Annotated in this window: 16 protein-coding genes; 5 read left to right on the top strand and 11 right to left on the bottom strand. The window is 70.3% G+C overall.

What is annotated here, in order from left to right; translation table 11 throughout:
• Positions 1-343, top strand: a 343-nt coding sequence (locus tag G567_RS28520) for a transposase (RefSeq protein ID WP_154667145.1), incomplete at its 5' end; no start/stop codon positions are given.
• A gap of 72 nt (positions 344-415) precedes the next feature.
• On the opposite strand, the gene hypE is transcribed toward G567_RS28520, so the two are convergent.
• The 10 genes from hypE to G567_RS0112765 form a co-directional block, all read right to left on the bottom strand.
• Entirely contained in the window at positions 416-1,525 is a 1,110-nt protein-coding gene (gene hypE / locus G567_RS0112815) for a hydrogenase expression/formation protein HypE (RefSeq protein ID WP_281169666.1), read from the bottom strand.
• Entirely contained in the window at positions 1,522-2,649 is a 1,128-nt protein-coding gene (hypD, locus tag G567_RS0112810) for a hydrogenase formation protein HypD (protein ID WP_028930310.1), read from the bottom strand. The genes hypE and hypD overlap by 4 nt, the downstream gene beginning before the upstream one ends.
• A 15-nt stretch (positions 2,650-2,664) precedes the next feature.
• The gene (locus G567_RS0112805) at positions 2,665-2,946 is read right to left on the bottom strand and encodes a HypC/HybG/HupF family hydrogenase formation chaperone (RefSeq protein ID WP_028930309.1); all 282 of its coding nucleotides are present in this window, start codon (positions 2,944-2,946) and stop codon (positions 2,665-2,667) included.
• Positions 2,947-3,069: 123 nt separating this feature from the next.
• On the bottom strand, positions 3,070-3,582 hold the full coding sequence (locus G567_RS34205) for a hydrogenase maturation protease (protein WP_028930308.1): 513 nt from the start codon (positions 3,580-3,582) through the stop codon (positions 3,070-3,072).
• Positions 3,579-4,937 (bottom strand): hypothetical protein, encoded by a 1,359-nt coding sequence (locus G567_RS34200; RefSeq protein ID WP_051232901.1) that lies wholly within the window; start codon positions 4,935-4,937, stop codon positions 3,579-3,581. The genes G567_RS34205 and G567_RS34200 overlap by 4 nt, the downstream gene beginning before the upstream one ends.
• Positions 4,934-5,560: a DUF6084 family protein gene (locus G567_RS0112785; protein WP_028930306.1), complete on the bottom strand. Its 627-nt coding sequence runs from the start codon at positions 5,558-5,560 to the stop codon at positions 4,934-4,936. Before G567_RS0112785 ends, G567_RS34200 begins: the two co-directional genes overlap by 4 nt.
• 1 nt (position 5,561) lies before the next feature.
• Positions 5,562-6,176, bottom strand: a complete 615-nt coding sequence (locus tag G567_RS0112780; protein ID WP_028930305.1) for a DUF5947 family protein — start codon at positions 6,174-6,176, stop codon at positions 5,562-5,564.
• 60 nt (positions 6,177-6,236) lie between these two features.
• Positions 6,237-6,740 carry a hypothetical protein gene (locus G567_RS28515; protein ID WP_051232899.1) on the bottom strand — a complete coding sequence of 168 codons (504 nt, stop codon included), beginning with the start codon at positions 6,738-6,740 and terminating at the stop codon, positions 6,237-6,239.
• Positions 6,740-8,548 (bottom strand): nickel-dependent hydrogenase large subunit, encoded by a 1,809-nt coding sequence (locus tag G567_RS0112770; protein WP_028930304.1) that lies wholly within the window; start codon positions 8,546-8,548, stop codon positions 6,740-6,742. Before G567_RS0112770 ends, G567_RS28515 begins: the two co-directional genes overlap by 1 nt.
• Positions 8,549-8,561: 13 nt before the next feature.
• Complete coding sequence (locus tag G567_RS0112765; RefSeq protein ID WP_028930303.1) at positions 8,562-9,632, bottom strand: NADH-quinone oxidoreductase subunit B family protein; 1,071 nt, start codon at positions 9,630-9,632, stop codon at positions 8,562-8,564.
• Positions 9,633-9,872: 240 nt separating this feature from the next.
• On the opposite strand from G567_RS0112765, the gene G567_RS32050 reads away from it, so the two are divergent.
• The 3 genes from G567_RS32050 (at position 9,873) to G567_RS0112750 (ending at position 11,119) form a co-directional block, all read left to right on the top strand.
• On the top strand, positions 9,873-10,496 hold the full coding sequence (locus G567_RS32050) for a DUF5134 domain-containing protein (protein WP_028930302.1): 624 nt from the start codon (positions 9,873-9,875) through the stop codon (positions 10,494-10,496).
• Between the two features lie 96 nt (positions 10,497-10,592).
• Positions 10,593-10,853, top strand: a complete 261-nt coding sequence (locus tag G567_RS0112755) for a hypothetical protein (protein WP_028930301.1) — start codon at positions 10,593-10,595, stop codon at positions 10,851-10,853.
• Positions 10,850-11,119 (top strand): hypothetical protein, encoded by a 270-nt coding sequence (locus G567_RS0112750; RefSeq protein WP_028930300.1) that lies wholly within the window; start codon positions 10,850-10,852, stop codon positions 11,117-11,119. Before G567_RS0112755 ends, G567_RS0112750 begins: the two co-directional genes overlap by 4 nt.
• Before the next feature lie 81 nt (positions 11,120-11,200).
• On the opposite strand, the gene G567_RS34195 is transcribed toward G567_RS0112750, so the two are convergent.
• Complete coding sequence (locus G567_RS34195; RefSeq protein WP_186814205.1) at positions 11,201-11,392, bottom strand: VOC family protein; 192 nt, start codon at positions 11,390-11,392, stop codon at positions 11,201-11,203.
• Between the two features lie 49 nt (positions 11,393-11,441).
• On the opposite strand from G567_RS34195, the gene G567_RS32045 reads away from it, so the two are divergent.
• Entirely contained in the window at positions 11,442-12,125 is a 684-nt protein-coding gene (locus G567_RS32045) for a TetR/AcrR family transcriptional regulator (protein WP_051232898.1), read from the top strand.
• Positions 12,126-12,189 lie beyond the last annotated feature (64 nt).

Raw genomic sequence — 12,189 nt, 5'->3', positions numbered from 1 at the left:
GACCGGAGTCGGTCCGATTGTCGCCGCGGTCGTGCTCACCGCGTGGTCGCACCCCGGCCGCTGCCGCAACGATGCCGCGTTCGCCATGCTCGCCGGGGCCGCCCCGATCCCCGCCAGCTCGGGCAAGACCGTGCGCTTCCGACTCAACCGCTGCGGCAACCGGCAACTCAACCGGGCCCTGCACACCATCGCCCTGTCCCGGCTGCGCTACGACCCCGACACCCGCACCTACGCCGAGGGCAAGACCGACAGGGAGATCAAACGCTGCCTCAAGCGCTACATCGCCCGCCAGCTCTACCGCCAGCTCGAGAACCCGCCCACCTCAGCCACCCGTGCGGCTTGACACACCATAGGAGCGTCCCCCCTGTGAGTGCGTAACAGTGTTAGAACACTGTTACGCACTCACAGGGGCACATCAGCAGATTCGAGGGAGCGGGTCGCCGACCAGCAGGTCGACGACCCGGGTCCCGCCGAACGAGGTCCGCAGCAGCACCAGCCCCGGCGGATCGTCCCGGACCGCTCCGATCACCGTGGCACCCTCGCCGAGCGGATGCGCCCGCAGCGCGGCCAGCGCCGCGTCGGCGTGCTCGGGGGCGACCACCGCCACGAGCCTGCCCTCGCACGCGACGTAGAGCGGGTCGATCCCGAGCAGCTCCGCGGCCCCGGTGACGACCGGGCGCACCGGAACGGACTTCTCGTCGAGCACCACCGCGACCTGTGAGGCCACCGCGGCCTCGTTGCAGATCGTCGCGACCCCGCCGCGGGTGGCGTCGCGCAGCAGCCGCACCCCCGCACCCGCGGCGTCGAGCAGGCGGGCGGTGAGGCCGTTCAGCGCGGCGGTGTCGGAGCGGATATCGGCGGAGATGTCCAGCTCGCCGCGGGCCAGCATGACGGTGATCCCGTGATCGCCGATCGGCCCGGAGACCAGCACGACGTCGCCGGGCCGCGCCGCGCTCGCCGACAACCGCAGCGGGCGGTCCAGCAGCCCCACCCCGGCCGTGGTGACGTAGCAGCCGTCAGCCTTGCCGCGCTCGACGACCTTGGTGTCGCCGGTGACGATCTGCACCCCCGCGGCCTGCGCGGCCGCGGCCATCGAGGCGACGACCCGCTGCAGGTCGACGACCGGGAAGCCCTCCTCGAGGATGAACGAGGCGGACAGGTGCAGCGGGCGGGCCCCGCACATCGCCAGGTCGTTCACCGTGCCGTTGACGGCCAGGTCGCCGATGTTCCCGCCGGGGAAGAACAGCGGCGAGACGACGAACGAGTCGGTGGTGAACGCGAGCCGCCCCGCCTCCGTGTCGAGCGATGCGCCGTCCTCCAGCTGTTCGAGCACCGGGTTGCGGAACGCCTCGACGAACACCGCCTCGATGAGGGTGTGCGTGGCCTTCCCGCCCGCGCCGTGCGCGAGCGTGATCCGCTCTTCTCGGACCTTCGGCCGGCGGGCGCGGACCTTCGCGATCCGCGCCAGCACCTGCTGCTCGCGGGTCGTCTCGCCGGCCCGATCGGCGCGCTGGGTGGTGTTCACGACCGCGTCGCCTCCCGGACGCGGTCGCGGCTGAACCGGCCGAAGTTGTAGTAGGCCGCGCAGGCGCCCTCGCTGGACACCATGCACGTTCCGATCGGCGTCTCCGGGGTGCACGCGGTGCCGAACACCTTGCACTCCCACGGTTTGAGCACGCCCTTGAGCACCTCACCGCACTGGCACGCCTTCGGATCGGCGACCCGCACCCCGGGCACGTCGAAGATCCGCTCGGCATCGAAGGCGCTGTAGCGGGCTCGAACCCGCAGCGCCGAATGCGAGATGAACCCGAGCCCGCGCCACTCGAAGTGCGGCCGCAGCTCCATCACCTCGCCGATCACCTGCAGCGCCTTGGGGTTGCCCGCCCAGGGCACGACGCGGGCGTACTGGTTCTCCACCTCGCAGCGGCCCTCGGCCACCTGCACCATCAGCCGGTAGACCGACTCCAGGATGTCCAACGGCTCGAACCCGGAGCAGACCAGCGGCTTGCCGTAGTCGCGCGCGACGTACTCGTACGGCCGGCAGCCGATCACCGTCGAGACGTGACCGGGGCCGATGAACCCGTCCAACCGCAGGTCGGGGGAGTCGAGGATCGCCTTGATCGCCGGAATGATCATGACGTGGTTGCAGAAGATCGAGAAGTTCTCGAGCTCCTCGCTCGCGGCGCGCAGCACCGTCATCGCCGTCGACGGTGCCGTAGTCTCCATCCCGATCGCCATGAAGACCACGCGCTTGTCGGGGTTCTTCCGGGCGATCTTCAGCGCGTCCAGCGGCGAGTAGACCATCCGGATGTCGGCGCCCGCGGCCTTGGAATCGAAGAACGAACCGCGCCCGCCGGGGACCCGCATCATGTCGCCGAACGAGGTCATGATGACGTCCGGCTGCTCGGCGATGGCGATCGCGTCGTCGACCCGGCCCATCGGGATCACGCACACCGGACAGCCCGGTCCGTGCACCAGCGAGATGGTCTCGGGCAGATAGTCCTCCAGCCCGTGCTTGTAGATCGTATGCGTGTGCCCGCCGCAGACCTCCATGAACTTGTAGCGCCGGCCCGGCTCGCACAGCGCGGCGATCCGGGTGGACAGCGCCCGGGCGGTGGCGGCGTCGCGGAACTCGTCGACATAGCGCACGGCGAACGGCCTCCCCTACGTGATATCGGACGCGGCGAGCGCGCGAAGCTCGTCGGTGTAGGCGTCGCCGACGCCGGTCAACCAGTCCAGCGACGCCTTGGCCTCGGCCTCGTCGATCTTGGAGAGGGCGAAACCGACGTGGATGAGGACCCAGTCGCCGGGGCGGAGGTCGGTCACGCCCTCGTCACGCAGCAGGCCGATGTTCACCGCCCGTTGCACGCCCTCGACGCTGACCATGGCCAGGTCCTCGTGGCCGGCCATCAGCTCGACCACCTCACCGGGAATCCCCAGGCACATCTGCGGCGACCTCCTACATCCGGCTGATCTCGCGGTAGCGGGCGATCTCGTCCCGCGACAGCACGGCCAGCGCGGCGGCGACGGCCGCGACGACGAGCAGGACGAGCAGGAACATCTTGCGGATCATGGGCGGGCTCCTTCCGGGGAGTCGAGCAGCAGAGTGACCAACTCGTCGACGGTCGCCACCGCGGGTTCGACGGCGGCGGTGACCGGGTCGGACAGACCCATCCCCTCGTGCAGGACCGCGGGTTCACAGCCGACGACGAGGACGCGCCGCACCGGCGGGTCGATCCCGTTCGCCGCGGCGAGGTCGTGGAGCAGCCCGAGGACGATGTCCGGGCTCATGGCGTGGCCGTCGAGGGCGAGGCCCGAGGTCTGGGGCGGTGGCGCGTCGAAGGAGTGCTCGAGGCGGTAGACGGTGCCCGGCGGGCCGTCGCGGTGCACGGTGTCGATCAGGATCAGGCCGTCGTAGCCGTCGAGGAGCCGATAGGCGAGGTGCACGCCGCGGATGCCGACGTCGACGATCTCGACGCCGGCCGGGAGCCTGCCGCGGCCCAGCAGCCGCCGCGCCACCTCGACGCCGAACCCGTCGTCGGAGAGGAACACGTTGCCGATGCCTGCGACCAGCACCTTCACCCGGTCACCTCCAGCTCCTCGGGCCGGAAATAGCGGAACCGACCGTGGGTGGTCTGCAGATCGGCGGCCGGGTCGTCGTCGAGCGAGACGGCCACGTGCACGGTCCCGTCGACGTCGTGCACGACGGCCTGGACCGTCGCGCGCATCCCGGCCAGGAACGCGTCCTGCGCGTCGCAGCCGCGCCCCGGGCGCAACACCACCGAGCTGCCCTTGGCCACCGGAACGTCGCCGACCAGCACGGTGTCGGTCTCCGGGTCGACCGAGGCGTCGGCGCCGGGATCCCACCACGGCACGGTCCGGGGCAGCGCCATCGGGCTGTCCGCGCCGAACCGGGATCCGGCGGACACGGGATCCATCGACCGGATCGCGCCGTGCAGCCGCTCCAGGATCTCCGGCGGCAGCGCCTCGACGGCGTCGACGATCGCGGCGGCGCGCGGGTCGGTCGCCCTGGCCTCGGCCTTCTCGGCGTCGGTGAGCGCCAGCGTCCGCAGCGTGAGCAGCTCGTCGTTCTCGGTGCCGTCGAACAGCTCCACGGTGCTTTCCGGGGCGAGCTGCGGGTGGTCGGCGAGGATGATCGGGGCCGACAGCAGCAGATCGGACCGCTCCGCAGGGCCGGCCAGCACGGGCCAGGTGTGGAGGCTCTCGCACGCCGCGGCGTACGGCGCCGCCCACTGCGGCGGATCGGTGAGGGACAGGAACGAGCCGGGCTCGACGGCGAGCAGGCTGTGCGTACCGATCAACGAGGTCCGCAGGGCCTCCGCCCGTGACGACCCGGACGGGCATCCGGCGTCGTTGTGCACCTCGACGCGCAGCCGCAACACACCGTAGGGGCCCGGGAGATCTTCGGCATGCAGCGTGACCGTGCCGACCAGCGGCCAGCAGGTGCGGAGCAGTCGTCCGCCGGGAGTGCCGTCGGGGTGGGCGAGATCCTCGCCGGTCCACGAGCCCGGGACGCGGATCGGCACGGTCGCGCCGGCCAGCAGCTCGGCCACCGGCAGCACCGCGTCGACGTGCCGGGGCAGCCCCTCCTCCCAGCTCAGATGCCGGGTACCGGCGAGCTTCAGCTCCTCGACCTCGCGGCCGAGCGCGTCGAGCACCGTCCGCTGTTGCAGCTGCAGGAACCGCACCCGCAGATGAACCCGCGCGTCGTCGCCGCGCGGCTCGAGCAGGCACTCGGTCCGGCTCGACCAGACCTCGCCGGACTGCTCTCCGTAGCCCCGCGGTGCCAGGACGCCCCACTGCCAGCGGATCCGGTTCTTCTGCGCCGAGGCTCGGTAGGGATAGAGCAGGTAGCCCTCGAACAGCACGGCGTCCGCGACCGCGGCGACCTCGGTGAATGCGTTGTCGATCGTCATCGTTGCGCCACCTTGAGCAGTCGCTCGATCGCCTCGTCCCAGGTCGGGACGGCCTGTGCCGAGCGGTAGGCCGACAGCGCGTCGATGGTCTCGCGGCGCAGCCGGACCCAGCCGGAACCGGGGAAGTGCTCGTCCATCGCGGCCCGCCACACCGCGACGGGCAGCCGGTGCTCGGCCTCCTCGTGCCAGGGCACGAGCCCGACCTGGACCCCGTTGTCCCCGGCGTAGAACAGCGTCCCGGAGAACAACAGCAGCAGCGGGATCTCACCGTCGGCGAGGGCGTGAAAGTACTTGCTCGCGGCGATATCGAGATCGTAGGTCAGCGGGACGTTCAGCGGCACCGTGGTCGTCCCGGTGAACGAGGGCAGCATCACCCCGACGGTCGCGAGCTGCAGCGGGTTGAGCGTCTCGCCCCAGCGGTGCGCCGCGCCGAACAGGTCACCGAGCTTGTCCGTCTCGGCGCCGGTATAGCGGCGACGGCGTGGGTCGATGCGGATCTGTACCCGCAACGAGGCCGTGTGCACCTTGCGGCCACTGAGCTCGGTGATCCGCAGGTCCAGTTGCAGGCTCGGCCCGGCGGCGTAGGGCTCGGGACGTGACCCGGTGCAGGCGAACCGGAGCATGTCAGGCCTCTCGTTCCAAGGTCTGGGCCCGCGCCCGCAGCTCGTCGAAGCAGCCGTCGATAGCCCGCCAGGCCTCGGCCCCGCCGTCGAAGCCGCGCCAGTGCGTCCGGACGAGCCCGACGAGCCGGTAGCAGGCATCGATCGGGACGAGCAGGCACGCGGGTGGATCACGGCGCACGAGCAGCGCCTCGACGTCCGGGCGGAGCTCGGTGGCCAGCGCACTCGCCCCGATCCCCGAGTCCCAGGCCGCCAGCCCCAGCTCGCTCTCGGTGGCCCCGGCCGGGCCGGGATAGCAGGCGACGACGGTGCCCCGCGCCGAGTTGTGCAGGAAGAACGCCAACCCGACCGGGATCTGCAGCGCGTCCCAGTCGGTGGTCGAGAGGGTGAACGCAGGGTCGGCGAGATAGCGATCGGGGACGCGGCGGTAGTTGCCCGCGCCCGCGCCGGGATTGTCGAACAGGAACCCACAGGGCCCGCAGGCGCACAGCATCCGGCGTTCGTCGAGCTGGACCAGGTGCGGGTGCTCGGGCGGGATCGGGGTCGAGCACAGGTCGCAGTGCTCGACAGGAGGGGGCGGCTCGCGGTCCTCGACGAGGAACCGCCGCAACCCGGTCACCGTTTGCGCTCCTCAGCCGCTCCTGTGAGTGCGTAACAGTGTTCTAACACTGTTACGCACTCACAGGGGGCCACGGCGCACCCCGATCTGGAGCAGGGGTGGGCCGCGGTCGGCCTCGACGAAGGCGACGCCGACCGTGTCGGGCGCTGCCGCAACGATCTCCTCCTCCACGATCTGCCGTACGGTCTCCGCCCCGCAGCCGCCCGCCGACAGCGCCACCCGGACCGTGCCGTCGGGATCGATGCCGAGCAGGTCGGCGTCGGAGGCGTGCGAGCCGAGCTTGCGTTTGGCGACCGTCATCGCGTGCTCGACGCGCGTGCGTACCTCGACCGGGTGCAGGTCGTGCAGCGCGAGCAATCCACCGACCAGCGGGTCGGCGGCGAGCCGATGCACCATCGGCTCGCCGCCCGCAGCCCGCGCGATCGCGACGATCTGCTCGAGCCCCGCGCCGTAGAACCGCATCAGCAGCCGAACCAGCTCCTCGCCCGTCCGCGGCTCGGCCATCCCGGCGAGCACGGTCTCGACCCGCCGCGCGACCTCCTGGGGATCCAGCTGATCGGCCATCAGATGAGGTTGAGCGTGCCGGGCGAATGCATCTTGTGCAGCGGTTTGCCGTTGCCGAGGTACATGTGCACGCCGCACGGCAGGCACGGGTCGAAGCTGCGGACCGCGCGCATGATGTCGATGCCTTTGAACTCGCCGGGCGGATTCTCCTCGAAGATCGGCGTGTTCTGCACGGCGTCCTCGTACGGGCCGGGCGTGCCGAAGGAGTCCCGGACGCTGCCGTTCCACGGGGTCGGCGGATACGGGTGATAGTTGGCGATCTTGCCGCCGCGGATCACCATGTGGTGGGACAGCAGCCCGCGCACCGCCTCGGTGAACCCGCAGCTGATCGCCTCGTCCGGGACGGTGAAGCGCTCCCAGGTCTTGCTGTTGCCACCGCGCACCTCGGCGAGCGCCTGCTCGACGAAATGCACCGCGGCGGCCGCGGAGTAGGCCTGGAAGTAGGTTCGGGCCCGGTTGCGTTCGATCGCGTTGGACAGCGGGCGGCCCTGCTTGTCGACGGGCGGCTTCCACTCATAGGAGGTCTCTGGCCGCAGCGCCGTGCGCGGCAGGTTGATCTGCACGCTGTGCCCGGTCGAGCGCACATGACCGCAGTCGACCAGCCCGGCCAGCGCCGTCACCCACAGCCGGGCCAGCGGACCGCCGCCGGTGTCCAGCGGCAGGTGGTCGGTGCCGTCGAACCAGCGCGGCGACATCGTCCAGCTGTACTTGTCGTCGAAGTCGCGCTTCTGCGGCGCCGGGATCGTGTGCTGGTTCCACGGGTGGCGCTTGTCCACCGGGTTGCCCAGCGGATCCTGCGTCACGAACGTCTCCTGGTCCGTCCAGTCGCGGTAGAAGGAGTGCCCGAGCAGGATCCGGATGCCTAGGTTGATCTCGACGAGGTCGGTGGTGACCAGCTTGCCGTCGACGACGATGCCCGGGGTCACGAACATCCGCCGACCCCAGTCGGTCATGTTCCGGTAGGTGAAGTCGCAGGCCTCGGGGTCGTTGAGCGAGCCCCAGCAGCCCAGCAGCACCCGGCGGCGTCCGACCTCCTCGTAGCCGGGCAGCGCCTCGTACATGAAGTCGAACAGGTCGTCGTGCATCGGCACGACCCGCTTGAGGAACTCCACATACCGCATCAGCCGCGTGTAGTAGTCGGTGAACAGCTGGTGGGTCGCGTGGGTGCCGACGCCGCCGGGATAGAGTGTCGACGGGTGCACGTGACGGCCCTCCATCAGGCAGAACATCTCGCGCGTGGTGCGACTGACCTGTAGGGCCTCCCGGTAGAACTCCCCGGTGAACGGGTTGAGCGCGCGCATGATGTCGCCGATGGTCCGATAGCCGTGGTCGGCCGCGTGGGGTGCCTCGGTGCGGTTGGCGAGCTCCAGCACCCCGGGGTTGGTCTCCGAGATCATCTTCTCGCAGTAGTCCACCCCGACCAGGTTCTCCTGGAAGATGTTGTGGTCGAACATGTACTCGGCGGCCTCGCCGAGGTTGATGATCCACTCTCCGAGATGCGGCGGGCGTACCCCGTAGGCCATGTTCTGGTTGTAGACCGAGCAGGTGGCGTGGTTGTCGCCGCAGATGCCGCAGATGCGGCTGGTGATGAAGTGGGCGTCGCGGGGGTCCTTGCCCTTCATGAAGATCGAGTAACCACGGAAGATCGACGAGGTCGAGTGGCACTCCGCCACCCGCTTGCCCGCGAAGTCGATCTTTGCGTAGATGCCGAGGCTGCCCACGATCCGGGTGATCGGGTCCCAGGCCATCTCGACGAGAGTGGTCTCGTCCTTGGTGGGCGCGGCGTGCCGAGGCTGCGTGGTGGTCATCGCCTGGGGCTCCTTACCAGACCTTCGTGTAGCCGGTGGTCAGCTCGCGGCCCTTGTGGCGCCACTTGGGCTCGGCGTCGAGCTTGCGTTCGGTGATCTTGCGGAGGGTGCGGATGACCCCCCCGTAGGCCTTGCTCGCCGTGCCGGAGACCAGGCTGCCCGGCGGGGCGTCCATGAACGGCATGAACTTGTCCGGGAATCCGGGCATCGTGCAGCCGATACAGATACCGCCGACATTCGGGCAGCCACCGACACCGTTGAGCCACCCGCGTTTGGGCACGTTGCACTTGACGACCGGTCCCCAGCAGCCCAGCTTGACCAGGCATTGCGGCTGGCCGTAGTCGGTGGCGAACTCTCCCTGCTCGTAGTAACCGCCGCGGTCACAGCCCTCGTGCACCGTGGCGCCGAACAGCCATTTCGGCCGCAACGCCTCGTCGAGCGGAATCATCGGGGCGGACCCGGCGGCCTGGTAGAGCAGATAGAGGATCGTCTCGGAGAGGTTGTCGGGATGGGTCGGGCACCCGGGCACGCACACGATCGGGATGCCGGCCTTCGACTTCCAGCTCCAGCCGAGATAGTCCGGTACGCCCATCGCGCCGGTCGGGTTGCCGGCCATCGCGTGGATGCCGCCGTAGGTGGCGCACGTCCCGGCCGCCAGCACGGCGAGTGCCTTCGGCGCGAGCCGGTCGAGCCATTCGCTGGTGGTCATCGGTTGGCCGGTGTCGGGATTGTTGCCGAAGCCGCACCAGTAACCCTCGGCCTTGATCGACTCGTTCGGGATCGATCCCTCGACGACCAGCACAAACGGCTCGAGCTCGCCGCGGTCGGCCTTGAAGAACCATTCGATGAACGTGTCAGCGCCCTGATCGGGGCCGCATTCGAAGTCGATGAGCGGCCAGTGCACCGCGATCTTGGGCAGCCCGGGGAGGGCACCGAGGGCGATCTCCTCGATGGTCGGCTGAGTGGCGGCGGTGAGCGCGACAGAGTCGCCGTCGCAGCTCAGCCCCGCATTGATCCACAGGACGTGCACAACGCCCTCGTCGGATTCGCCCTGGGTGGCCGACTGGGCTGTCGATGCTGACATCTCGTCGCTCCCCCCGGCGCTGCGGACAGCGCCGTACCGGTGACTGGAGATCACTGTTGTAACGGGACGAGGGGAATGGGGTAAGTGATCGCATCCGCTAGGTGACCGCGGGTAGGTCCGCCGTGCCACCACCATCCGGGACCGAGGTGCCCTACCCCCACACCGTATGGAGCCGAGCGGCCGTGTCCGCTTACCCTTTGGGCGTGTCGCGGCTCCGCCGAACGGGCGAGGGAGGACCAGGTGCAGCTGGTTTGGCTCGATGCGGTTCTCACGTTCGGGTGCCTACTCGTCGGGCTGTTCCACGTGGCACGGCTGATCGGGCGGAGCGTCGGATCGAACACCGCCGCCGAGGCTTCGCACGCCGTGATGGGGTTCGGGATGGCGGCCATGTTCTCCCCGGTGGGCGATCCGGTACCCGCACCGGTCTGGACCGGGATCTTCGCGCTGAGCGCCGTCTGGTTCACCGGGCTGGCGCTGCGCTGCGGGTTCGGCACCTGCGATGCGGGCCACCACGTCGTGGGCAGCGGGGCGATGCTGTTCATGCTGTTCGCCGGGGTGCACGAGCACGGCGGCGAGGCGGGGCCCACGGTGGCGGCGGGCGTGCTCGGGCTGGTGTCGGTCGTGGCGATCGTGCTGACCGGCTATTTCGGCTGGTACGTGCTGCGCTGCGGTGACCGGGTCCTCATCGCCCGCCGCGCGGCCGCCCGTCGCCACCGCCGTGGGGCAATGGCCGAGGCCGCCGGACCGAACCGCGTCGCCGTCCGCCGGTCTCGGCGGGCGGGGCTGCATGCGCCGGAGCCCGCGGCTCTCGCCCAGCTGGCGATGACCGGCGCGATGATCGTCATGCTGCTGCCGATGGTCTGATGCCGAACCGGAGGTGACCCCGGCGGGGACGGAACGGCCATGGCGCTAGATTCCCGCCGGCAACGTCGCGACGAGGGAAGCGGAGGCACACCCGCCATGGCAAGCATCGAAGAGGTCCGGGCTGGGATCGCGCTGGCCAACGACAAGGCCTCGGAGAGCCTGGGTGCGCTGCAGCAGGCCCAGTCCTGCATCGAGCAGGCTCAGGCCACGCTGCAACAGGTCACCGAGGGCAGCGGGCAGGCTGATGTGGACCAGGCCAACGCCGCCTACGCCGAGGCGGTCCGCAGCATCTCGGAGGTGCAGCAGGCGGTGTCGGCTGCGATCCAGGAGTCCGAAGCCGTCGCGAACCGGCTGTGAGCGCGTCGTTCGACTCGTCCTCGTTGGCCGAGGTCAAGGTCGTGCTCGCCGACGTCGCCGAGCTGACGCGGGCAGCCTACCGGCATGTCGAGCTGGCCATGGTCCGGCTCGCGGACGCGACCGCCCACCTGGCCGAGCTCGGGCGCCAGCACCAGGAGCCGCTGGTCCCCGTGGGTCTGATCCGTGCCGAGACCGAGCTGGAGCGAGGGCTGCAGCTGCTCACCACCGCGGCCGCCGCCGTGGCGGACATCGACGCACGTCTCTAATCCCTGTGAGTGCGTAACAGTGTTCTAACACTGTTACGCACTCACAGGCGGGGTTGAGCTGGGGTTTCTTGCTCCTGGCACTCAGCGCTCTCCCGGGGGTCGTGCACGGTCGTGAAGCCCTCGGCAGCCCATGAGCCGGCCGCCCTCCACGAACTCGGCCGCGACCTCGTAGCCGAGCCGGTTCGCGTACCAGTCACGCGACCGGCCCAGGTCGCGGACCGGCAACTTGAGGTGATGGACGCCGGCCAGCTCGGGAGCCGCTGTGGTGCTCATCTCCACCCCCATTGCAGTCGGACTGTATTTTGCAGTTCGACTGCACCTCGTGCCCGCGCGCGTCAACACCCCGGACGGAGCCCGCCCGCGCGGCCGGCAGGTGGCCCGGACCGAGCAGCGGATCATCGAGGCGGCGACCCGGCTGTTCGTCGCCGACGGCTACGTCGCCACCACGCTGGGCGCGGTAGCCGAGGCGGCCGGCGTGGGCGAGCGCACCGTCTACGTCCGGTTCGGGTCCAAGGCCGCGTTGCTCGAACGGGTCGTCGACGTCGCCATCGTCGGGGACACCGACGAGGTGGACGTGCTGGGCCGGGACTGGGTACAGACGGCGCTGACCGCCCCGACCGCAACCGATCGCATCAACGCTCTCGCCGCGGCCACCCGGCAGATCATGGACCGCGCGGGCGCGCTGTTCGCTGTCGCCCAGCAGGCCGCCGCGATCGAACCGCTCATCGCCGGGCAGTGGCAACAGGGCCGGGAACAGAGTCGCCACGCTCAGCGCGTGGTGTGGACCCGGATGGCGGCCGACGGCCTGATCGCCGACTCCCGCGACCTCGATCGTCTGATCGACACCGCCAGCGTCCTCACCGGCGCCGAGACCTACCTGCTCATCACCCGCATGTTCGGCTGGCCGCTCGACACCTACGAGGCCTGGCTGCGCGACACCCTCACCCGGCTGATCGCCTCCCCCGGCGCGACCGGCACGGGGCCGGCGGGCCGCGCCGGGACGTGACGGACCGCGGGCTAGATTCCTGAGCGGATGCATACGGGCGGTTGCGCAGCGACGAGAGCAGGAG

This window comes from Pseudonocardia asaccharolytica DSM 44247 = NBRC 16224, assembly GCF_000423625.1.
GTDB classification, from domain to species: domain Bacteria; phylum Actinomycetota; class Actinomycetes; order Mycobacteriales; family Pseudonocardiaceae; genus Pseudonocardia; species Pseudonocardia asaccharolytica.
The sequence above is the reverse complement of the archived record's forward strand: the minus strand, read 5'-3'. Positions and strand labels throughout refer to the sequence as shown.